The sequence below is a fragment of the Rhizobiaceae bacterium genome, from assembly GCA_023953845.1.
Lineage (GTDB): Bacteria > Pseudomonadota > Alphaproteobacteria > Rhizobiales > Rhizobiaceae > Arvimicrobium.
In genome coordinates this window covers 70,892-92,578 of record JAMLJC010000001.1, presented here as the reverse complement: position 1 = coordinate 92,578, position 21,687 = coordinate 70,892, and the positions used below count along the sequence as shown (strand labels likewise).

25 protein-coding genes are annotated in these 21,687 nt (G+C 64.1%); 10 read left to right on the top strand and 15 right to left on the bottom strand.

Features of this window, described 5'->3' with window-relative positions:
* Positions 1-63: 63 nt before the first annotated feature.
* Positions 64-522, bottom strand: a complete 459-nt coding sequence (locus tag M9955_00495) for a tRNA (cytidine(34)-2'-O)-methyltransferase (protein ID MCO5080114.1) — start codon at positions 520-522, stop codon at positions 64-66.
* 289 nt (positions 523-811) lie between these two features.
* Here M9955_00495 and M9955_00490 point away from each other — a divergent pair, with 289 nt between their 5' ends.
* The 9 genes from M9955_00490 to M9955_00450 all read left to right on the top strand — a co-directional run bounded on the left by M9955_00490 (position 812) and on the right by M9955_00450 (position 9,672).
* A complete protein-coding gene (locus M9955_00490; protein ID MCO5080113.1) occupies positions 812-1,222 on the top strand; it encodes a hypothetical protein in 411 nt (136 codons plus the stop codon).
* A 36-nt stretch (positions 1,223-1,258) separates the two neighbouring features.
* Positions 1,259-3,139 carry an ABC transporter ATP-binding protein/permease gene (locus M9955_00485; GenBank protein ID MCO5080112.1) on the top strand — a complete coding sequence of 627 codons (1,881 nt, stop codon included), beginning with the start codon at positions 1,259-1,261 and terminating at the stop codon, positions 3,137-3,139.
* A gap of 80 nt (positions 3,140-3,219) precedes the next feature.
* Entirely contained in the window at positions 3,220-5,073 is a 1,854-nt protein-coding gene (locus M9955_00480) for an ABC transporter ATP-binding protein/permease (protein MCO5080111.1), read from the top strand.
* 7 nt (positions 5,074-5,080) lie between these two features.
* On the top strand, positions 5,081-5,575 hold the full coding sequence (locus tag M9955_00475; protein MCO5080110.1) for a GNAT family N-acetyltransferase: 495 nt from the start codon (positions 5,081-5,083) through the stop codon (positions 5,573-5,575).
* Complete coding sequence (locus tag M9955_00470; protein ID MCO5080109.1) at positions 5,572-5,880, top strand: hypothetical protein; 309 nt, start codon at positions 5,572-5,574, stop codon at positions 5,878-5,880. The genes M9955_00475 and M9955_00470 overlap by 4 nt, the downstream gene beginning before the upstream one ends.
* Positions 5,881-6,289: 409 nt before the next feature.
* Positions 6,290-6,793: a ubiquinol-cytochrome c reductase iron-sulfur subunit gene (gene petA, locus M9955_00465; GenBank protein ID MCO5080108.1), complete on the top strand. Its 504-nt coding sequence runs from the start codon at positions 6,290-6,292 to the stop codon at positions 6,791-6,793.
* A gap of 13 nt (positions 6,794-6,806) precedes the next feature.
* On the top strand, positions 6,807-8,105 hold the full coding sequence (locus M9955_00460; GenBank protein MCO5080107.1) for a cytochrome b N-terminal domain-containing protein: 1,299 nt from the start codon (positions 6,807-6,809) through the stop codon (positions 8,103-8,105).
* 24 nt (positions 8,106-8,129) lie between these two features.
* Positions 8,130-8,996, top strand: a complete 867-nt coding sequence (locus tag M9955_00455; protein ID MCO5080106.1) for a cytochrome c1 — start codon at positions 8,130-8,132, stop codon at positions 8,994-8,996.
* A 130-nt stretch (positions 8,997-9,126) separates the two neighbouring features.
* Positions 9,127-9,672, top strand: coding sequence for an adenine phosphoribosyltransferase (locus M9955_00450; protein ID MCO5080105.1), 546 nt, complete (start codon positions 9,127-9,129; stop codon positions 9,670-9,672).
* A gap of 49 nt (positions 9,673-9,721) precedes the next feature.
* Here the strand turns inward: M9955_00450 and M9955_00445 are convergent.
* The 8 genes from M9955_00445 to M9955_00410 all read right to left on the bottom strand — a co-directional run bounded on the left by M9955_00445 (position 9,722) and on the right by M9955_00410 (position 14,860).
* Positions 9,722-10,479, bottom strand: a protein-coding gene (locus M9955_00445) for an IS5 family transposase (protein MCO5080104.1) whose coding sequence is annotated in 2 segments (ribosomal slippage) — positions 9,722-10,167 and positions 10,167-10,479 — 759 coding nt in all. Because the reading frame shifts where the segments join, the coding sequence is not laid out codon by codon here.
* 77 nt (positions 10,480-10,556) lie between these two features.
* Entirely contained in the window at positions 10,557-11,024 is a 468-nt protein-coding gene (locus tag M9955_00440; GenBank protein MCO5080103.1) for a MaoC family dehydratase, read from the bottom strand.
* Complete coding sequence (locus M9955_00435; GenBank protein ID MCO5080102.1) at positions 11,021-11,479, bottom strand: MaoC family dehydratase; 459 nt, start codon at positions 11,477-11,479, stop codon at positions 11,021-11,023. The genes M9955_00440 and M9955_00435 overlap by 4 nt, the downstream gene beginning before the upstream one ends.
* A gap of 146 nt (positions 11,480-11,625) precedes the next feature.
* Positions 11,626-12,729 (bottom strand): redox-regulated ATPase YchF, encoded by a 1,104-nt coding sequence (ychF, locus tag M9955_00430; protein ID MCO5080101.1) that lies wholly within the window; start codon positions 12,727-12,729, stop codon positions 11,626-11,628.
* 11 nt (positions 12,730-12,740) lie between these two features.
* Positions 12,741-13,061: a hypothetical protein gene (locus tag M9955_00425; GenBank protein ID MCO5080100.1), complete on the bottom strand. Its 321-nt coding sequence runs from the start codon at positions 13,059-13,061 to the stop codon at positions 12,741-12,743.
* A 107-nt stretch (positions 13,062-13,168) separates the two neighbouring features.
* A complete protein-coding gene (locus M9955_00420; GenBank protein ID MCO5080099.1) occupies positions 13,169-13,321 on the bottom strand; it encodes a hypothetical protein in 153 nt (50 codons plus the stop codon).
* A gap of 180 nt (positions 13,322-13,501) precedes the next feature.
* The gene (gene pth / locus M9955_00415; protein ID MCO5080098.1) at positions 13,502-14,221 is read right to left on the bottom strand and encodes an aminoacyl-tRNA hydrolase; all 720 of its coding nucleotides are present in this window, start codon (positions 14,219-14,221) and stop codon (positions 13,502-13,504) included.
* Positions 14,222-14,245: 24 nt separating this feature from the next.
* Positions 14,246-14,860: a 50S ribosomal protein L25/general stress protein Ctc gene (locus M9955_00410; protein ID MCO5080097.1), complete on the bottom strand. Its 615-nt coding sequence runs from the start codon at positions 14,858-14,860 to the stop codon at positions 14,246-14,248.
* A gap of 254 nt (positions 14,861-15,114) precedes the next feature.
* Here M9955_00410 and M9955_00405 point away from each other — a divergent pair, with 254 nt between their 5' ends.
* Positions 15,115-15,879, top strand: a complete 765-nt coding sequence (locus M9955_00405) for a sulfite exporter TauE/SafE family protein (GenBank protein MCO5080096.1) — start codon at positions 15,115-15,117, stop codon at positions 15,877-15,879.
* A 21-nt stretch (positions 15,880-15,900) separates the two neighbouring features.
* Here the strand turns inward: M9955_00405 and M9955_00400 are convergent, their stop codons facing one another.
* The 6 genes from M9955_00400 to lgt all read right to left on the bottom strand — a co-directional run bounded on the left by M9955_00400 (position 15,901) and on the right by lgt (position 21,587).
* Positions 15,901-16,833 carry a ribose-phosphate pyrophosphokinase gene (locus M9955_00400; protein ID MCO5080095.1) on the bottom strand — a complete coding sequence of 311 codons (933 nt, stop codon included), beginning with the start codon at positions 16,831-16,833 and terminating at the stop codon, positions 15,901-15,903.
* A 102-nt stretch (positions 16,834-16,935) separates the two neighbouring features.
* Positions 16,936-17,514 carry a hypothetical protein gene (locus tag M9955_00395; GenBank protein ID MCO5080094.1) on the bottom strand — a complete coding sequence of 193 codons (579 nt, stop codon included), beginning with the start codon at positions 17,512-17,514 and terminating at the stop codon, positions 16,936-16,938.
* 56 nt (positions 17,515-17,570) lie between these two features.
* A complete protein-coding gene (locus M9955_00390; protein MCO5080093.1) occupies positions 17,571-18,722 on the bottom strand; it encodes a Xaa-Pro peptidase family protein in 1,152 nt (383 codons plus the stop codon).
* On the bottom strand, positions 18,722-19,516 hold the full coding sequence (gene pgeF, locus M9955_00385; GenBank protein MCO5080092.1) for a peptidoglycan editing factor PgeF: 795 nt from the start codon (positions 19,514-19,516) through the stop codon (positions 18,722-18,724). The genes M9955_00390 and pgeF overlap by 1 nt, the downstream gene beginning before the upstream one ends.
* 104 nt (positions 19,517-19,620) lie before the next feature.
* Complete coding sequence (locus M9955_00380) at positions 19,621-20,709, bottom strand: class I SAM-dependent methyltransferase (protein ID MCO5080091.1); 1,089 nt, start codon at positions 20,707-20,709, stop codon at positions 19,621-19,623.
* Complete coding sequence (lgt, locus tag M9955_00375; protein MCO5080090.1) at positions 20,706-21,587, bottom strand: prolipoprotein diacylglyceryl transferase; 882 nt, start codon at positions 21,585-21,587, stop codon at positions 20,706-20,708. The genes M9955_00380 and lgt overlap by 4 nt, the downstream gene beginning before the upstream one ends.
* Positions 21,588-21,687: the final 100 nt, after the last annotated feature.

Sequence of the window (21,687 nt, the reverse complement as noted above, 5' to 3'; positions counted from 1 at the left end):
AGACCGCGGTTCGTCATCAGGCCAGACGGGATCGTCGAATTCCGCGCGGCCGAAGGTAAGTGTTCAGCCAAGCTGGCGCAGGGTTTCGCCGACCACCATGGCGGCGGCCAGAGCGACGTTGAGGCTGCGCCCGCCACCGCGCATGGGAATCAGCAGACGCGCATCCGCGTCGTCGTGGACGGCCTCCGGCACGCCGGCCGATTCGCGGCCGAAGAGGAGGACGTCGCCGTCCCTGAACACGAATTGCGTGTAGGGCAGCTCGGCCCTGGTCGAGAGCAGCACCAGCCGCCGGCCTTCCGTCCGCCGCTGCTCCTCGAAGCGCTGAAAGTCGACGTGCCGGGTCAGCGCCGCCATTTCGAGATAGTCCATGCCGGCGCGTTTCAGCGCCCGGTCGGAAATGTCGAAGCCGGCGGGTTCTATGAGATCGACGGCGAGGCCAAGGCAGGCCGCCATGCGCAGGATGGTTCCGGTGTTGCCGGCGATGTCCGGCTGGTACAGCGCAATTCTCACGCCGGGCGTCATGGCTGGCTCCATTCATTGGCGTTGCGGATCGGCCACATTGTCAGGAGGCTGCGACAAAGTTGCACGATGCGGGTAGCCAAGTTCGCCGAACCCGTCTATAGAGCGCGCCGTGTCCACTCGAACCCAAGGAGGCGGGAATGGAATTCATGATGACCGTAGACATTCACCGCCCCACCCGAAGGCTTTTTGCCTGAGCGCGGTTTCGGTTCGACGCTTCCTCTGAAAATCTAGAGCAACATCGTCTCGATTCCGCCGGAAAACGACTTTCCGTCTCCCTGGGAATCCGACCATGTCACGCTATAAATCCGGGTCGTACCGCGACCCCTATCTGATCCACGCCGACAGATTTTCCGAGATAAGCTCGCTGCATGAGGCGAAGCTGGCCGCCTGGGCTTTCGCTATCGGCGAGTTCTCGCCGTCGGATGACGGGCCGGCGCGTCGCCCGCATCGCGGCGTGTTGCCGGATCTGCCGGCGCCCGAGCCGCCACCGTTGACGCGCCGGCCGTCGCTGCTGGCGCGCCTTTCCGGCGTCGTGGCCGGAATGCTGGCGTCCTGGCGGCTGTCCGGCGCTTCTGAGGCAGCGGCCCGAGCCGCTGCCGACGCATCGCAGAATATCACCTATATCGACCGGAAGACGTCTGCCGGAGTTCCCGCCAGGGTGGCGGGCGAAGACGACGCGATCCGGACGCGCGCGGCCTGAGAGGGCCGCGCAGGACCTCAAGAGAGTTTTCGCATGTTGTTCCAATGGTTTGAAAAGCGACTGGACCCGTTTCCGGCGGAAGAGCCGAACGAGCCGCCGAAGACGCTGCTCGCCTTCTGTCTGCACTATACGCGCGGCGCGTGGCCCTACATCCTTGCATCGGCCGCCCTGACGGCGGCGATCGGCGCCATCGAAGTCTGGCTATTCGGCTGGATGGGGCAGGTCGTCGACTGGCTCTCGCATCAGAATCGCGAGACGTTCATGCAGAACGAGGGATGGACGCTCATCGGCCTTGCCGTGATTATCCTCCTGATCAACCCCATCATCGACTGGACGCGCCTCCTGCTCAACCAGCAGACGTTGATGGGCAATTATCCGATGCGCATCCGCTGGCAGGTGCATCGCTACCTGCTGAAGCAGTCCATGGGCTTCTATCAGGACGAGTTCGCGGGGCGCGTGGCGACGAAGCTGATGCAGACGGCGCTCGCCGTGCGCGAATGCGTGCTGAAGCTGTTCGACGTGCTGAACTACGTCATCGTCTATTTCATCGGCGCGCTGGTGCTCGTCGCCTCGTCCGACTGGAAGCTGGCGGTGCCGTTCGTCGCCTGGCTGGCCTTCTACATCCTGCTGCTGCGCTTCTTCATCCCGCGCATCGCCAAGGTGGCGGAGGAGCAGGCTGACTCGCGCTCGCTGATGACCGGCCGCGTCGTCGACAGCTACACCAATATCCAGACCATCAAGCTGTTCTCGCATGCCCGCCGCGAGGCCTCCTACGCCAAGGAGGCCATGTCCGGCTTCATGGACACAGTCTACCGCTCGATGCGACTCGGCACGTGGCTGTTCGGCCTGCTCGAAATGCTGAACGCGGCGCTGCTGGCTGCCGTGGGCGGCGCGGCGATCTGGCTATGGCTGGGCGATCTCATCACCGTCGGCGCGGTGGCGGTCGCCATCAGTCTCGTGCTGCGTCTTTCCTCGATGTCGCACTGGATCATGTGGGAAATGTCCGCTCTCTTCGAGAACATCGGCACGGTGCGCGACGGCATCTCGTCGATTTCGCTGCCGCGGCTGGTCGAGGACAAGCCGGACGCGAAGGCGCTGGACGTGCCTCACGGCGCGATCTCCTTCGAGAATGTGCGTTTCCACTACGGCAAGCAGAAAGGCGTCATCGAGGCGCTCACGCTGGAGGTTCGGCCGGGCGAGAAGGTCGGTGTCGTCGGTCGTTCCGGCGCCGGAAAGTCGACGCTCGTCAATCTTCTCCTGCGCTTCTACGACATCGAGGGCGGCAGAATCCTCATCGACGGGCAGGACATAGCCGGCGTCACGCAGGATTCGCTCAGGGCCAGGATCGGCATGGTGACGCAGGACACGTCGCTGCTGCACCGCTCCGTCCGCGACAACATCCTCTACGGCCGGCCGGATGCCGGCGAGGAGGAGATGATCGAGGCGGCGCGGCGCGCCGAGGCGCTCGACTTCATCGCCACGCTGGCCGATCCGAAAGGCCGCAAGGGTTTCGACGCGCATGTCGGCGAGCGGGGCGTGAAACTCTCCGGCGGCCAGCGCCAGCGCGTCGCCATCGCCCGCGTGATGCTGAAGGACGCCCCCATCCTGATCTTGGACGAAGCGACTTCCGCACTAGATTCGGAGGTCGAAGCGGCGATCCAGGAGAACCTGTATCGCCTGATGGAAGGCAAGACCGTGATCGCCATTGCACATCGGCTTTCGACCATCGCGGCGATGGACAGGCTGGTGGTCATGGACAAGGGACGGATCGTCGAGGAAGGAACGCATGACGAACTGGTGGCGAAGGGCGGACTTTACGCCCAGCTCTGGCAGCGCCAGTCCGGCGGCTTCCTGATGGACGATGGCGAGACCGTTCCGGCGAACGACGCGGCGCCCAGCGGACAGGCGGCGGAATGAGGCAGGCCGAGACCGGACGACAGCAGCAACCCGCCCGGCGACCAGCCGGCGAGGGATCGTCCGTCCCAACGGAGGACGGCGTGCGCGACCGCATCTGGCGCAGCGTCGAGGGTTCGATCGATCCGTTTCAAGACACCGACCGCGCCGTGCTGCCGGATACGGCGTGGCAATTCATCCTTTATTTCGCCAGGCAGGCGAAGCTGCCGTTCTTCCTGCTGCTTGTCGTCGGCGGGTTCGCCGGCGCCGTCGACGCGGCCATGTACTGGTCGGTTGGCTGGCTGATCGACCTTCTCGACCATTCCGCCTCTGCGACTTTGCTGCGGGACCACTGGATGGCGCTCACCGCGCTGCTCCTGCTGGTTCTCGTCGTGCGCACGGTCATCCTCGTGACGGGCGCGGTGATCGAGCAGCAGGTCATCGTGCCGGGCTTCTACTCCATGGTGCGCTGGCAGTCGTTCCGGCGCGTGATCGAACAGCCCTACGGCTTCTATCAGAACGATTTCGCCGGCCGCATCGCCACCAAGATCATGCAGGGCGGCGAGGCTGTGGGCGACTTCATCGTCAATGTGCTGCAGACCATGTGGTCGTTCCTCACTTTCGTGGTCCTGGCCATCACCATCCTGATGTCGCTCGACCCGCTGATGGGCGTCGTCGTCGCGGTCTGGTTCATGGGCTATGTCGCCATCGTGCGCTTCCTGCTGCCGGAACTGCGCAGGGCGGGACGCGAGACGGCCGACCAGCGCTCGATTTTCAATGGTCGCCTCGTCGATGCCTTCACCAACATCATGGCGGTGAAGCTGTTCGACAGCGGCCGGCGCGAGCACGCCTATATCCGCGACGGGCTGGAGAGCTTTCTGACGGCGGTCGTTCGGCTGACCCGCGCCGTCACGACCGTGCGCTCGTCCGTCGCTCTCCTCAACGGCATGATGATGAGCGCCGTGGGCGCGCTCGCCGTCATGTCGTGGGTGAACGGCGAGATCTCGACGGGCGCCATCGCCGCTTCGCTTGGCCTCGTCTTCCGGCTCAATCAGATGTCGGGCTGGATGATGTTCAACATCAACGGCCTGATCCGCAATTACGCGACCGTTCAGGACGCGACGCGAACCATCTCCGTCACCCCGGCGATCACCGACGCGCCCGATGCCGTCGTCATGCCCCGCGCCAGGGGCGACATCCGCTTCGAGGACGTGTCCTTCCATTATGACAAGGGCAGCGGCATCATCGACGATCTCAACCTGCACATCCGCCCGGGCGAGCGGGTGGCGCTCGTCGGGCCGTCGGGCGCAGGCAAGACCACCATCGTCAACCTGATGCTGCGCCTTTTCGACGTGGAGAGCGGCCGCATCCTGATCGACGGCCACGATATCCGCGACCTCACGCAGGCCTCGCTGCGCGCCCAGTTCGGCGTGGTCAGCCAGGAGGCGATGCTGATGCACCGCTCGATCCGCGACAATATCGGCTATGGCAGGGCAGGAGCGTCCGAAGCGGAGATCGTCGATGCGGCCCGTCGCGCGGCCGCTGCCGATTTCATCGCCAATGTTGTCGATCCGCGCGGCCGCAGGGGCTACGACGCCCATGTGGGCGAGCGCGGCGTAAAACTCTCCGGCGGCCAGCGCCAGCGCGTCGCGATCGCCCGCATGATGGTGAAGGACGCGCCGATCCTGATTCTGGACGAGGCGACCTCGGCGCTCGACTCGGAGGTCGAGGCGGCGATCCAGGACAATCTCGCCCAGTTGATGGAGGGCAAGACCGTCATCGCCATCGCCCATCGACTGTCCACCATTGCGGCGCTGGACCGGCTGATCGTGCTGGACGAGGGCCGGATCGTCGAGGAAGGGACGCACGAGGAGCTGATCGCGCGCGGCGGGCTCTACGCGCAGCTCTGGAAGCGCCAGTCGGGCGGCTTCCTCGCGGAGCGCATCGCGGCGGAGTGAGGCGGCGATGGATATGCCCCATACCGGCATCGAGGTGCGACGGCCGCGCGTGCGCAGCGCATCGTTCCGCGCGCTGGAAAAGGCGAGCCGCGCGGAAGGTTATTGGATGCTGACCCGCCTGCTGGCCGGGTGGCGGGACGGCAGCAACCGGTTCTCCCGTCGCGGCGAGGCGCTCTACGGCGCCTTTTACGGGGATGAACTCGTCGGCGTCTGCGGCCTGAACGTCGATCCGTATATACAGAGAAAACGCGAGGGCAGGGTCCGGCACCTCTATGTCGCCGCGCCTTTCCGCAGGCATGGCGCCGGCCGTATCCTTGTGCGCAGCGCCATCGCCAAGGCGCGGGATCATTTTCCCGCTCTCAATGTCCGCGCCACGGACGAAGCGTTTCCATTCTATGAAAAGCTCGGCTTTATGCGCATCGAAGGCGAGGAATTCATGACGCATCGCATGGAGTTTCAGCTGCTGCGCCGCAGGTCGCCGCTCGGAAAGGGGCATGAATGACGCTGCGCTGGCCCGAGCGGCTATCGGGAGCGGGGCAGAATACCGCGAATCCGCTCGAATTCGAGATTCTTGCCGAGAAGGCTTCCGCGCTCGGCCGTGCCGGCGAGCAGGCGGAGAAGGCGCTGGAAAAACTCCGTTCCGCGCCGGCCGGATCGTCCGAGCGCCATGCATGCCTCAAGGAAGCCGCCGAGGCCGTCTACGGCTACTTCATCCAGCGCGAACTTTGCGGCCTGCGCCGGCATCACGACGTCATCCGGGAATATGGCATTCCCAACGAGGTGCTGGTCCGGCTGGGCGCCAAGTAATGGTGGCGCCGCGTCGATAGCCGAGTCGTTTCAATCCTTTCCGGCCATCGGCTGCGGAAGTGATTCGGGAGGCCGGATCATGTGTTTGCCGCCTCAATTCCGTCGTTTCCTCATGCCCATGTCAGGGATCACGATGCCTTCCGGTGCCTTCTCGGCGCTGCTGGCCTGATTTTTCCGCCGCGACAATCTGCCCACGCCCTGTCTGGCGTCTGGACAAGCATTGGCTTCCTGCATAGAACCGCCGGAAATGCCGGTAACTTCGCCAGCCTGATCGCCAGCGTATCGGGGCGGCGTTTGCGAGCGGGGACAAAGCTCATCCGGCGATCGAAGTAGGAAGGATCGACGTTTCGTGAGCGCATCAGACACGATAGAACCCAATCGCCGGGACTTCCTCTATATCGCGACCGGCATGGCGGCCGTCGTCGGCGCCGGCGGTGTCGCGTGGCCGTTCATCGACCAGATGCGCCCGGACGCGTCCACCCTTGCCGTTTCCTCGATCGAGGTCGATGTGGCCGCGGTCGAGCCGGGCATGTCCATCGTCGTCAAATGGCGCGGCAAGCCGGTCTTCATCCGCAACCGCACGCCGGAAGAGGTGAAGGCCGCGCAGGATACGCCGCTTGCCGAGCTGAAGGACCCCGTCGCGCGCAACGCCAACCTGCCGTCGGATGCGCAGGCGACAGATTCCGATCGCGCCGCTGCCAAGGACAAGGAAAACTGGATCGTCATGGTCGGCGTCTGCACCCATCTGGGCTGCGTGCCGCTCGGCCAGCAGGGCGATTTCGGCGGCTGGTTCTGCCCGTGCCACGGCTCGCACTACGACACCGCCGGTCGCATCCGCAAAGGACCCGCGCCGGAGAACCTTCCGGTTCCGGCGCTCGAATTCCTGTCCGACACCAAGATCAAGATCGGCTGAGGGGAGAAATCAGATGTCGGGCGGACATTCCACCTATACGCCGAAGACTGGCATCGAGCGCTGGTTCGACGCGCGCCTTCCGCTGCCGCGGCTCGTGTACGATTCTTTCGTCGCCTACCCGGTGCCGCGCAACCTGAACTACACCTATACCTTCGGCGGCATCCTCGCGATCATGCTGGTGGCGCAGATTCTGACCGGCATCGTGCTCGCCATGCACTACGCCTCGAACACGGCGCTGGCTTTCGACTCGGTCGAGAAGATCATGCGCGACGTCAATTCGGGCTGGCTGCTGCGCTACCTGCACGCCAACGGCGCTTCGTTCTTCTTCATCGCCGTCTACATCCACATCTTCCGTGGTCTCTACTACGGCTCCTACAAGGCGCCGCGCGAGCTGCTCTGGATTCTGGGCTGCATCATCTACCTGCTGATGATGGCGACCGGCTTCATGGGCTACGTGCTGCCGTGGGGCCAGATGTCCGGCTGGGGCGCGACCGTCATCACCGGCTTCTTCACGGCCATTCCGCTGGTCGGCGAGTGGATACAGCAGCTGCTGCTCGGCGGCTTCGCCGTCGACAACCCGACGCTGAACCGCTTCTTCTCGCTGCACTACCTGCTGCCCTTCATGATCGCGGGCGTCGTGGTGCTGCATGTGTGGGCGCTGCATGTGACCGGGCAGACGAACCCGACAGGCATCGAGGTCAAGTCGAAGACGGACACGCTGCCCTTCACGCCTTACGCGACGATCAAGGACGCGTTCGGCATGATCGTGTTCCTCGCGGTCTACGCCTACTTTGTCTTCTACATCCCGAACTATCTGGGCCATCCGGACAACTACATCCAGTTCAACGCGTTGAAGACGCCGGCGCATATCGTGCCTGAATGGTACTTCCTGCCGTTCTACGCCATCCTGCGCGCCATCACCTTCAACATCGGCCCGATAAACTCCAAGCTCGGCGGCGTCATCGCCATGTTCGCCGCCATTGCGGTCCTGTTCGTGGTGCCGTGGCTGGATACCTCGAAAGTGCGGTCGGCGGTCTACCGCCCATGGTACAAGCTGTTCTTCTGGCTCTTCGCCGCCAACGCCATCTTCCTGGGATGGCTGGGCTCGAAGCCGGCCGAAGGCTGGTATATTCCGGCCATGCAGGTGTCGACGCTCTACTACTTTGCCTTCTTCCTGATCATCATGCCGGTGCTGGGCCTCATCGAGACGCCGCGCCGCGTGCCGAACTCGATCACCGAAGCGGTACTTGAGAAGAACAAGGGGACGCCTGTGGCGCTGCCGTCCGGCAGCACGCAGGAAGTCAAGGTCTGAGCGGACGTCGAAGAGGGCATTTCGATGAAGAAGATTCTTACCGCTCTGGCTGCAGCCGGCGTTCTGTTGGCTGGTGTCGGCGCTTATGCCTGGGCCGCCGAGGAAGGCGGCCACAGCGAGGCCGAGCCGACGCACTTCCCGATCAAGCATCCCAAGGAGCTGGACTGGAGCTTCGCCGGTCCTTTCGGAACCTACGACAGGGCGCAGTTGCAGCGCGGCCTCAAGGTCTACAAGGAAGTCTGCGCGGCTTGCCATTCGATGAGCATGGTGCCGTTCCGCGCCCTGGAGGGGCTTGGCTATAACGAAGCGCAGTTAAAGACGCTGGCGGCCGAATACACGGTTCAGGACGGCCCCAACGACGCTGGCGAGATGTTCGAGCGCCCCGCCATTCCGTCGGACCACTTCCCGTCGCCCTTCCCCAACGAGCAGGCGGCAGCAGCTTCGAACAACGGCGCGGCCCCGCCGGATTTCTCGCTGATCGCCAAGGCGCGCGGCGTGACCCGCGGCTTCCCGACCTTCGTCTTCGACATCTTCACGCAGTATGCCGAGGGCGGCCCGGACTATATCCACTCGCTTCTGACCGGCTACGACGAAGAACCGCCGGCCGGCATGGAGGTCGCCGAGGGCACGTACTACAATCCGTATTTCATCAACGGCAAGTCGCTGGCCATGGCGAAGCCGCTGAGCGACGACCAGGTAACTTATGAGGACGGCTCGCCGCAGACGGTTGACCAGTATGCCACCGACGTCTCCGCATTCCTGATGTACGTCGCCGAGCCGCATCTCGAGGATCGCAAGAAGACCGGCTTCCGCGTCATGATCTTCCTCATCCTGTTCGGCGCGCTCGTCTACATAACCAAACGCAAGGTATGGTCGGGCGTGGCGCACTGAGCGCCGGAATGTGACTCCATTGAAAGGGCGCTGCGGGCGCCCTTTTTTCATCTGGTGCGATGATTTCCTTTCCAGATCCGGCTCACCCGGCTACCACTAGCTGACACACCGCCGGGGCCTGACATCCAGAATGAGATCCTCTCTCGAAGACACCCTCCTGTCTGCGCTCCGGACCATTCCGGACTATCCGAAACCCGGCATCCTGTTCCGGGACATCACCACGCTGCTCGGCAATGCCCGTGCCTTCCGTCGCGCGGTGGACGAACTGGTCCATCCCTATGCGGGGATGAAGATCGACAAGATCGCGGGGATCGAGGCGCGCGGCTTCATTCTCGGCGGGGCGATGGCGCATCAGCTTTCGTCGGGCTTCATACCCATCCGCAAGAAGGGCAAGCTGCCCCACGAGACGGTGCGCGTGGCCTACAGCCTCGAATACGGGCTGGACGAAATGGAGATGCACAAGGATGCGGTGAATCCCGGCGAGAAGGTGCTGCTGGTCGATGATCTGATCGCGACGGGCGGCACCGCCGAGGGGGCGACCAAGCTGCTGCGCCAGATGGGCGCCGAGATCGTCGCGGCCTGTTTCGTGATCGACCTGCCTGATCTCGGCGGCCGGGCAAGGCTCGAGGCGCTCGACGTGACGGTGCGCACCTTGATCGCCTTTGAAGGGCATTGAACGGGGGGCATTGCCGCCCCGGACAATCCGCTCTAGGCTGAATCGACATTCAGCGCATCCATATCATTGCGGCTGCGAGTTGGATGAATGCGAGGAAGTGGCTGGCCAAGCGGTCGTATCTGTTTGCGAAGCGTCGGAAGTGCTTGAGCTTGTTGAAGCAGCGCTCGATGCGGTTGCGCAGCCTGTAAGCCATCTTGTCATAGGGGATCGGCTGCTTTCGGGTCGGATTGCAGGGAATGACGGCCTCGGCGCCCATCTGGCTGATGAGGGCCCGCAACCCATTGGCGTCATAGGCTTTGTCAGCCAGCACGGCCTCGGCTTTGAAGCCTTCCAGCAAGGCGCAAGAGGTTGTGACGTCGCCCGCCTGAGCGGGCGTGAGAATGAAGCGTAGCGGCCTGCCGAGCGTGTCGGCCAGCATGTGGATCTTGGTGGTCAATCCTCCCCGGGAACGCCCCAGAGCCTGGTTTTGGTCCCCCCCTTTCCGGTCGCTGCCTGCTGATGCGCGCGGACCAGCGTGGTGTCGAGCATCAGGTATTTATTGTCGCGATCCTTGATCAACGAGGCAAAGACCTTCTCCCAGACCCCGGCCTTGGCCCAGCGGCTGAAACGCTTGTGAAGGCTCTTGTACTTGCCGTAGCGCTCGGGCAGGTCGCGCCAGTGGGCGCCCGAGCGCAGAACCCACAAGACACCGTTCACGAACAGGCGGTTGTCCGCCCCCGTGCGGCCGGGATCGCTGGCCTTACCCGATAGCAGAGGCGCAATCCGCACCCACTGCACATCGCTCAGCTCATAGCGTTTGACGCCCATCTCAAGCTCCGTGCCAAAACACGGAACCCTATGAATCAGACATCAAGCCTAAACGGAATCCTGAATGTCGATCGGTCCTAGGCCGCCTGCATCAGCACGACGCTGTCGAACTCGATCACCCTGTCGCCATGCTGGTTCGAGCCTGCCGACTGCATCGACATGAGGCGCCAGCCCGGCCGCGATGTCATCGCGCGGTGGCCGACATTGGTTCTCGTGTAGGTGATGGTATCGCCGGCATAGACCGGCTTCAGCCATTTGAGGTTTTCGAAGCCGGGCGAGGGGCCGAAGACCGGCGCAGGCCCGCCGCCTGTCCAGACTTTCGGATTGGCCTTCATCCAGAGCAGGTTGTAGCGCATCCACATCGCCGCCGTATGCCATCCCGAGGCGCAGAGACCGCCGAGCACGCTGTGTTTCGCCGCCTCCTCATCCACGTGAAAAGGCTGGGGATCATACTTGGCCGCGAACGCCTTGATCTCCTGTGCGGAGAAGGTGTGCGAGCCGAGCGTATGCGTGACGCCGATGTCGAGATAGTCGTCGAGCGTCATGCTGCGTCCCTCCGCTGGAACATGCCGGTGTTCTGGAGGTCGAGCACGACTTCGCCGCGCTGGTTCGTGAGTTCGCTGTGGATCGTCGCGAAACCGATGCCGGGCCGCGACTTCGATTCCCGCCGACCGACCACGAGGCATTTGCCGGTCAGCGTGTCGCCGGCCAGCACCGGCTTCTTCCATCGCGCGAAGTCGATCCCCGGCGCGCCCTGCGAGGTCGAGTCCAGCAGAAAGCCGTCGCACAGAAGCCGCATGAAGACGCAGCACGTGTGCCAGCCCGATGCGGAGAGCCCGCCGAGAATGCTCGCCTTGCCGGCTTCCTCGTCGAGATGCATTGGCTGAAAATCGAACTCGGAGGCGAATTCGATGATTTCCTCGGCGGTCATCTTCTTGGTGCTGAGCTGTATGGTCGACCCTTCGACCAGATCCTCGAAAGCCCACTTCTTTTCAGTCATCTCGCCTGCCATTTATTCGGGCCGCTCGCATCCGATGCTCCGGCAATCGCCATCCGAGACCGCGCGGACGCGCAGGTCAAGCGCTAGCGGGGAAAGGTGGTTGGTCCTCGATCCCCACCGGATGCTGCCGCCGTGCCGCATCGACGTCACGTGTTAAACTTGAACAGAAGCACGTCGCCGTCGTGGACGACATATTCCTTGCCTTCGTCGCGTGCCTTGCCGGCTTCCTTGGCCGCGACCTCGCCGCCCAGCGTGACGAAGTCATCGTAGGCGATGGTCTGCGCGCGGATGAAGCCGCGTTCGAAATCGGAATGGATGACGCCGGCCGCCTGTGGCGCCTTGGTGCCCCTCTCGATCGTCCAGGCGCGTGTCTCCTTGGGGCCGGCGGTGAAATAGGTGATCAGGTGAAGCAGTTCGTATCCCGCCCGGATCAGGCGGTCGAGTCCGGGCTCTTCAAGCCCCATCGCTTCCAGATATTCCTTCGCCTCGGCATCGGAAAGCTGCGCGATTTCCGATTCGATCGCGGCCGAAATGACGACCGTTCCCGCGCCCTGCGTGGCGGCCATCTGTTCGACCGCCTTCGTGTGCGCGTTGCCCGTGGCCGCGTCGCTCTCGGCCACATTGCACACATAGAGAACCGGGTGAGCCGTGAGCAAATTCAGGCCCTGCAGGATCTTCAGGTCCTCGTGCGAAATCGTCTTCAGGAGCACGCGGGCCGGCTTGCCGTCCTGAAGCAGGGCGAGCGCCTGTTCCATGATCGGCAGGACCGTCATCGCCTCCTTGTCCTTGCCGGTAGCGCGCTTGCGTATCTGCGTGACGCGCCGCTCGAGGCTTTCGAGATCCGACAGCATCAGTTCGGTCTCGACCGTCTCGGCGTCCGCCACCGGATCGATCCTGCCCTCGACATGGGTGATATCGTCATTCTCGAAGCATCGCAGGACATGAACGATGGCGTCTACCTCGCGGATGTTGGCGAGGAACTGGTTGCCGAGGCCCTCGCCTTTCGATGCGCCGCGCACGAGGCCGGCAATGTCGACGAAGGAGATGCGGGTCGGGATGATCTCCTTCGACCTGGCGACCGCGGCGATCTTCTGCAGCCGCGGGTCCGGGACGGCGACCTCGCCGGTGTTGGGTTCTATGGTGCAGAAGGGATAGTTGGCGGCCTGCGCCGCCGCCGTTCTGGTCAGCGCGTTGAAAAGCGTCGACTTGCCAACGTTGGGCAAGCCAACGATGCCGCATTTGAAACCCATAACTGGCTGTCCTAGTGAAGAGGTGAGTCTGGCGGGCTATGCAGGAATGGATCGATAACAGTCAACCCACGGATTTTATGTCCGTCCTGCATATCTTCCGACAGGAAGTATGTGCACTGCAGTTCCATAGCCGACGCCAGCAGAAGGCAGTCCCACCAGGAATAGGCGGTTTCCAGTCGGAGCAACCGCCCGGCGGCAACCGTTTCGGAACTGATCGCCGATGCGCCGAAGCCGATGAATCCGTCAACGATCGAAAACACGCGTTCGGATGTCAGATTGCCGCGTTTTATGAGGACGTTGGTGATCTCGTTCATGACCTGCAGGTTGGCCATGCCGTTTCCACTCTCGAGAAGGTCGGAGCCAGTTTCCCGCACGATCGGCCTTCGATGGTTCTTTCTGTTCGGCTGAATAGAGAAAGACGTTGCTGTCGATGAACGTCCTACCGTTCATTTCGCTCGTCCGCCGTCGGCATGCGGCCTTCGCGCATGACGCTCCATTTGGGACCGCTCAGGATGCGCTCCAGAGCAGCCCGCCGCTCTTCCTGCGTCATCTCCTGTGCGGGAAGATTCCGGGGCAGATTGCTGTCAATCATGTCGGAAAGAAACCTCGACACGCTTTTCCCGGCACGGGCCGCCTCGATGCGGACGTCCCTCAACCTGTCTTCACTGAGTTTTATCGTAACGTTTGTCATAGGGCCGATTGCACGAAAACACGAACTTCGTCGTCTCGTATATACGTGGGACGAAGCCCCGGTTCAACAATTGGGGATTGCTCAATCCTTGCCCAGCAGCTTCTTCAGCATCGCGGCCATCGGGCCGGTCTCGGGGAGCTTGACGGCCGGCTGCGGCCGCGCCTGGCGGATGTGGCTTTGCTGCTTTGGGGCCTTGGCGGGCGGCCGGTCGTCATCGCCGGTCGGTGTCAGTCTGTCCTGCAAGGCAAGACTCACCTTGTTCATAAAGCCGCTGTCGTCGCCCTTGGCGAGTTTGTCGGCGTTTTCCGCGATCGCATCGAGGAGGGGGTCCAGCCATTCGGCATCGGCCTTGGCGAAATCGCCGAGCACATGGCCGTGCACCAGTTCCTTGACGCCGGGATGGCCGATGCCGATCCGGACCCGGCGATACGGATTCCCGATATGCTGGTCCAGCGACCGTATGCCGTTGTGTCCGCCCGCGCCGCCGCCGACCTTGACGCGGACCTTGCCCGCGAGGAGGTCCAGTTCGTCATAGAACACCGTCACGTCGCCGGGCTGCAGCTTGTAGAATCGCATCGCCTCGCCGACCGACTGGCCCGAGAGGTTCATGAATGTCTGGGGCTTGATCAGGAGGATCTTTTCGCCGCCGATCGTGCCCTCGGCGACGAGGCCCTGAAATTTCTTCGACCAGGGCAAAAAATCATGGCGGCGGGCAATCGCGTCCGCCGCCATGAAGCCGACATTGTGCCGGTTGTTCTGGTACTTGCCGCCCGGATTGCCCAGCCCTGCAAAAAGCAGCATCGACTTGGCTCCCGGACTGCCGGATTACTCCGCCTCGGCGGCCGGGGCGGCTGCGTCGTCTTCCGACCTCGCCGCTGCAGAGCCGGCGATGGTTGCGATGGTGAAATCGCGATCCGCGATGACCGGCTTGACGCCGGCCGGGAGCTTGACTGCCGAAATGTGGATGGAATCGCCGATATCGGCGCCTGCAAGGTCGACCGTGATGAATTCCGGAATGGCGTTCGCCGGGCAGTGGAACTCAACCTCGTGGCGCACGACGTTCAGCGCGCCGCCGCGCTTCAGACCGGGCGACTGCTCGTGATTGATGAAGTGCACCGGGACTTCCACATTCACTTCCGTGTCCTTGCCGACGCGCAGGAAGTCGACATGCATGGGGAAGTCGCGGATCGGGTCGAGTTGGTAATCCTTCGGAAGGACCTGGATCTTCTTGCCGTCCACGTCGATCGTCGCGACGGTGGTCAGGAAGCCGCCGCCGTGGATCTTGTAGTAGATTTCCTTGTACGACAGAGCGATCGCCAGGGGAGGCTGCTTGTCGCCATAGATGACTGCAGGCACTTTGCCGTCGCGACGAACTGCACGGGCGGACCCCTTACCGACCTGTTCGCGCGCTTCGGCCTTGAGCTCGTACGAATTGCTCATGGCTTTTCCTTTCAAGTTGTGGAGCGCTTGCGGGAGCCGCAGCGGCGGCATGCCCGTAAACGTCGAAAGCCGCCGGGTGGGCGGCTCTCATCCGCGTTGCCTCCAAGGGTGTCTACGCGGGTGGCGGCTCTATAGCGGATGGGCCCGCGCCGCGCAAGCCGGCTGGCCAACGGCCAACGTCCCGGTGGCGGCATCACGCCGGGACATCATCCGCTATATCTGCGGGGAAAAGAGATCAATCGCCCGGCGGCCTCATGCACGAATATCTTCCTGCCGACCTATCCTATGCGGGCATGGTCTTCCTCCTTGTCTCGGCATTCGTGGCGGGTTGCGCACGCGGATTTTCCGGGTTCGGCGGCGCGCTCATCTTCGTGCCGCTGGCCAGTTCCGTCGTGGGACCCAAGCTTGCGGTGCCGCTGCTGTTGATCGTCGATGTCGTGCTGACGCCCGGTCTCGTTCCGAAAGCATGGCGGAATGCGGATCGGCCGAATGTCGCGCTGATGGCGGTCGGCGCCGCCGTGGGCGTGCCCGCCGGCACCTATCTTCTCACACATGCCGATCCGGCCGCGATCCGCTGGGCAATCGTGGCGATCGTGGTGACGCTGCTCGCGCTGCTGATGTCCGGCTGGCGCTATCATGGCCGCGCGCCGGCGGGCATGACGGTCGCCGTCGGGATGACATCCGGGCTTTTCTCCGGCGCGGCGCAGGTCGGCGGCCCACCGGTCGTCGCCTACTGGCTGGGCGGCGCCTTCACGCCGCAGATGGTGCGGGCGAACATCGTTCTCTATTTCGCGATTTCGAGCGTGCTGTCGATTGCGAGCTATCTGGCCGCCGGTCTTCTGACGTGGCAGTCGATACAGCTTTCCATCCTGATCGGCCCCGCCTTCGGGGTGGGGCTGTTTGCCGGTACCCGGCTGTTCAGCCGCGCCAACGAGGCGACGTTCAGGCGGATCTGCTACGGCCTGATCGCGGCAAGTGCGATCATCGGGCTGCCGACGCTCGACGGCTTGCTGAGATAGGCCTGAGGTCGCGCCGCAGGATCAGTCGAACAGGCTTGAAACCGATTCCTCGGTCGCGGTGCGGGAGATCGCCTCGCCGATCAGATCGCTGATCGGCAGCACGCGGATGTTGTGCGCGTCCGTCACGGCCTGGGTGGGCTGGATCGAGTCGGTGATCACCAGTTCCTTGAGCTTCGAACCGGTGATGCGCGCGGCAGCTCCGCCGGACAGGACGCCGTGGGTGATGTAGGCGGTGACGCTCGTCGCCCCATTGGCCAGAAGCGCGTCGGCGGCGTTGCAGAGCGTGCCGCCGGAATCGACGATGTCGTCGATCAGCATGCAATCCTTGCCGCGCACGTCGCCGATGATGTTCATCACTTCGGATTCGCCCGGCCGCTCGCGGCGTTTGTCGACGATGGCGAGCTGGGCGTCGATGCGCTTGGCGACGGCCCGCGCACGCACCACGCCGCCGACGTCAGGCGAGACGACCATGACGTTGGAGGTGTTGTATTTCGACTTTATGTCGCGGGTGATCACCGGCGCCGCAAACAGGTTGTCGGTCGGGATGTCGAAGAAACCCTGGATCTGGCCGGCATGCAGGTCGAGCGTCAGGACGCGGTTGGCGCCGGCATGCGCGATGAGGTTGGCGACCAGCTTGGCGGAGATGGGCGTGCGACCCGAGGCGCGGCGATCCTGACGGGCATAGCCGAAGTAGGGGATCACCGCCGTGATGCGGCGTGCCGATGAACGCATGAAGGCGTCGATCATGATGAGCAGTTCCATCAGGTGATCGTTGGCCGGAAAGGAGGTGGATTGCAGGACGAAGACGTCCTCGCCGCGGACGTTCTCCTGGATTTCGACGAATATTTCCTGGTCCGCGAAGCGCCGGACGCTTGCCTTCCCGAGCGGGATGTTCAGATAGCGGGTGACGGCCTCGGCCAGCACCCGGTTGGAATTGCCCGCAAAGAGTTTCATGCGATTGCCTTGGCCGACGCTTTGAGCGGGCTTTTAGCGCTCAGCGCCGGTATTGCAAGCGGCGATCCGACGTTTTGCGCGACTTCGTACGGCTCCATCCGTTCAGCCGGACGTTCGGCCGAACCAGCCAGCGAGCTGTTCCATGGTCTGATCGGCGATGGCCTGCATGGTCGATGCGGAAACGGAGGACCAGCCGTTGCCGCCCTGCGCCACCTGCTGCCCCTGGATGCGGTGGAGGCGGTTGCCGGAAGAATCGAGCACGTCCCAGACATAGACGACCGTCGTTTCCTTGCCTTCCGGCAGCGCGGAGAAATAGCCCTTCAGCACATAGGTCTGCGGCTCGCCGCTTGGCGCGATGGCGATGCCGCGCTCCCGCGCTCTCAGCGCCAGCCGCTCGGTGAGCGGCGCGGCCGCCTCGACCGGCGTGCCGATGATCGGCGCGAATTGCAGGCGGCTGACGGCGGGCAGGGCTGCTGTTGCGGTGCTTCGGTCGGTCGTCGATGTCGTGCCGGCGGGTGCTTGCGCCGGAGTCTGAACCGAAGCGGTCGCCGCCGAACCCGCCGCCGTCGTACGGCTGTCCGCTGCGATCGCGGAAGGCTCCAGCACGTCCGTGCTGGTGCAGGCCGACAGCATCGCCATCGCCGCAACGACACAGACGGGTGACGGACGCGGTCGCGTCATCGGTTCACATTCCCCTCGGCATGCCGCACCCCTGCCATGCCGTTCAGTCCAGAGAATCACTGCACGATCAAGTCGAGATCATGGCGGGAGAGGGCGCGGGGCTGCGAATCGGTCGTGAGGTAGGTCCGGCCCAGCGTCATCGCCGTTTCGCTCTCGGAATCCATGATGATCATGTGCGCGAACAGAGTCATGTCGGGCGCGATCGGCTCGGGGTTGCCCTGATAGAACATCGGCATGTCCATCCAGGACGGCGTGAAGCGGGCGCCGAGCGAGTAGCCGCAGGCGTTCAGACGGTGCTTGGTGAGCCCGTGCGCCTCCATGCTCTTCGCATGCGCGTCGAAGACGTCGCCAAAGGTCTTGCCGGGCACCATCGCGGCCTCGACCGCCTGCAGCGCATCCTTCGACGCATCGAAGAGCTCCTGATGGCGCTTCGAGACCTTGCCGGTCAGCACCGTGCGCATCATCGCCGCGTGGTAGTGATGGTACACGCCCGCCCATTCCAGCGTCAGCTGGTCGTTCTTGGCGAGCTTGCGCCGCCCGGCCTTGTAGCGGCAGAGCAGCGCATCGGCGCCGGAACCGATGATGAACTCGTTGGCCGGATAGTCGCCGCCGCCGGCGAAGACCGCGCCCTGCATGGCCGCCAGGATCGCGCCCTCGTCGCCGCCCTGCCTGATGAGCGGCAGCGCGGCATCGAGCGCGTCGTCGGCGAGGGCGGCCGCCTTTTCCACCTTCCTGATCTCGGCGGGGCTCTTGAACAGCCTCAGGCGTCCGACAATGCCGGAGGCGTCGACGATCTGGGCGAAGGTCTGCAACTGTTCGTCGAGCCGCCGGCCGTTGAAGGCGGTCAGGCCGTGCGTGTCGTATTCGACGCCGATGCGGCGGCCGAGCAGGTCCATGTCGTTCAGCAGATTGCGCAGATCCACCGTCGGGTTGGCGTCGGCGCGATCCGTCCAGACCAGGATGTTGTCGATGATGGACGTGTGACGCGCCTGCCGCAGGTCTGCGGAACGGGTGAGCAGCACCATCGAGCCATCCGCCTTCACCACCAGCGACTGGAAGAAGCAGAAGCCGAAGGTGTCGTAGCCGGTCAGCCAGTACATGCTTTCCTGCGCGAAGAGCACGATGGCGTCCAGCTTGCGCTCGATCATCTCGAGGATCAGGCGGTCGCGCCTTGCGTCGAACTCGGTGCGTTCAAAATGCAGCGCCATCAAATATCCTCCAGAACGATCGCGGAAATCTGGCGGCCGTAGTCCGCCTCGCCGCGATGTGTCGTGCGGCGATAGGAATAGAAAAGGTCTTCTTCGGCATAGGTGCAGCGGCCGAGCTGCGTGGCGTTCACGCCGGCGCGTCCGAGGCGATCGACCGTATAGCGATTGAGGTCGAACAATGCGTGACCGTTCGCGCCCGACGATTCGAAGTAGCGCTCGTTCCCGGTGTCGGCTTCGATGAAGCGGGCGACGAATTCCGGACCGACTTCGTAGTTCCGTGCGCTGATCGACGGGCCGAGCACGGCGATGATGTTCTCACGCCGCGCGCCGATGCTCTCCATGGCCGCGACGGTGCTTTCCAGAACACCGGTGAAGGCGCCTTTCCAGCCGGCATGCGCGGCCCCGACCACGCGCGCCCGCGGATCGGCGAACAGCACCGGCCCGCAATCGGCAGTGGAGGCCGCGACGGCAATGCCCGGACGATCGGTGACGACCGCGTCCGCCCTGGGCCGCTCACCGGGGAATGGCGCCCGCACGATGATCGCGTCCGGCGAGTGAATCTGGTGCGCGGTGATCAGCGCGTCGGCCGGAACGCCCATCCAGGCCGCCACGCGCCGGCGATTTTCCCGCACGAGCGACTGGTCGTCGTCGGAGCCCGTACCGATGTTCAGGCCATGATAAATCCCGGACGACACGCCGCCGACGCGTGTGAAAAAACCATGTCTGATCCCTGATTTCGCGAGGTTTTCCAGAGGTTCCGCGCGCAGGGGATCGGGTCTCGAAGAATCAAGCATCTCGCCGCTTTCTCCTTTGCCCGGGTCCGCTCGTCAAGCCGCGCCACCTAAAGTAACGCCCTGTAACCGACGGTTGTCGACAGTGATGCAGCGTCTTTCGCGAGTCAATCGGCCGGTGCGAAGCCGGGACATGCCGTGCCGGTCCTGGCTATCGCGAGGACCTTGAACAGTTCGCCCATCTGGTCGGGTGCGGCCAGCCGCTCGACTTCCCCGGTCAGGCGTTCGCGGATCTCCGGCCCGGCCTCCGCACCGAGCGCGCCGGCGCGCTCCAGCAGGCCGAGACGAAGCAGGAAGTCGCCCTGCGTCGTGATGTGTGCCTCCAGACCGGCCACTCGCGCCGAGTCGGCCAGTGCGGAGAAGTCGACATGGATCGTCAGGTCGGCCTCGCCGGGATGCGAAAGCGGGTCGTCATAGGCGTGTTTCCGCAGCGCCTGAAGGGTGTCGCCGATGCCGGGCGTGACGTGGCCATAATCGATGAACAGGCCTGCGCCGCCATGGCGCGCGATGCGCTCCGCGACCACCTGCATCATGGCGGAACGGGCCGGCGAAACCTCGAAGATCGCGCCTTGCGGCGCGGCGCCGGCGTCCGTCGGGAGCAGCGAAGGGTCGAGCGAGCCGGGACCGGCGATGAAACGAAGGGCGCCGCCATCGCCGAGATCGACCAGCCGTTCCCGCCAGCCGCTGCCGGTCTTCACATACTGGCGGACCGGTATGGCGTCGAAAATTTCGTTGCCGACGATGATCATCGGCCGTGGCGGCAGATCGTCGACGTGGCTGTGCCAGACGAATTCGCCGCCTGCGTCCTTCAACGTGCTCGCCTGCAGGGCGGCCAGCCTGTCGCTGGTTTCGACCAGCCTGTAGGGCGATGATCCATGAAGAGCGGGCGCGATCCTGTGCAGCGTCCGGGCGATGTCCTTCATCAGCGTGCCGCGCCCGGGACCGATCTCGACCACCATCGTCCCTTCCGGTCGACGGAGCGCTTGCCATGTCGCTGCGATCCATGCGCCGATCAGTTCGCCGAACATCTGGCTCACCTCGGGCGCGGTGGTGAAATCGCCGCCGCGTCCGAACGGTTCGTGCGTCATGTAGTAGCCGTCCTGAGGATCGGACAGGCACAGCGCCATGTATTCCTGCACCGGGATCGGCCCGAGCGCCCCGATGCGATCGAGGATGCGCCGCTTCAGACGGCTCATGCCGGAACGGCAGGCGATGCGGGCCGCGCCCGCCACATCAGATAGAGACCGATCAGGACCATGGGCAGGGACAGGATCATGCCCATGGTCAGCCAGTTGCCGGCGAGATAGCCGAGCTGCGCATCCGGTTCGCGGAAGAATTCGACGAAAATGCGGGCCGCGCCATAGCCGGCGACGAAGGCTCCCGCGACGAAACCGGGCGTCGTGAGCTTCCGGACTCCCCAGACGAGGATAGCGAGAATCGCGAACAGGACTAGGCCCTCCAGCAGCGCCTCGTAGAGCTGGCTCGGATGCCGGTTGAAAGGACCGCCATTGGGAAACTCGACCGCCCACGGCACGTTGGTGATCCGGCCCCAAAGCTCGGAATTGATGAAATTCGCCGCTCGCACGAGCCCGAGACCCACCGGCGTTCCGGCTGCTATCACATCGAACATGGACAGCACGCTGTAGCCGCGCGAGCGGGCGAACAGCACCATCGCGATCGTCGTTCCGGCAAAGCCGCCATGGAACGACATGCCGCCCTGCCAGATGGCGAATATGTCGGCCGGGTTCTGGATATAGCGGGCGAAGTCGTAAAAGAGGATATAGCCGATCCGCCCGCCCAGCACGACGCCGACTGCCGCCCAGACGAGGAAATCGTCTATGTCCTGCTGTCTGATCGGCGACTTGCCGCCTGCCCACAGCCGGTCCGCCGCCACCAGCTTGCGCGCATACCACCAGGCAAAGAGGATACCGACGATATAGCCGACGCCGTACCAGTGCACCGCGAGCGGGCCGATGCGGATGATCACGGGATCGATATTCGGGAAGGGCAGCGCGGCCAGCGGCAGCAGGAAGTGTTCGGTCAAAATGGCCTCCGGTGTCGGCGCGGGGACCATGTGCCAGCAATGCCGGCGGGGTCAAGGCATCTTCCGGCGAGGTCGGGCCGAGCCTCGTTAAGAGAAAATTCCCCATCTTTTCATAAATTCCGGCATCATC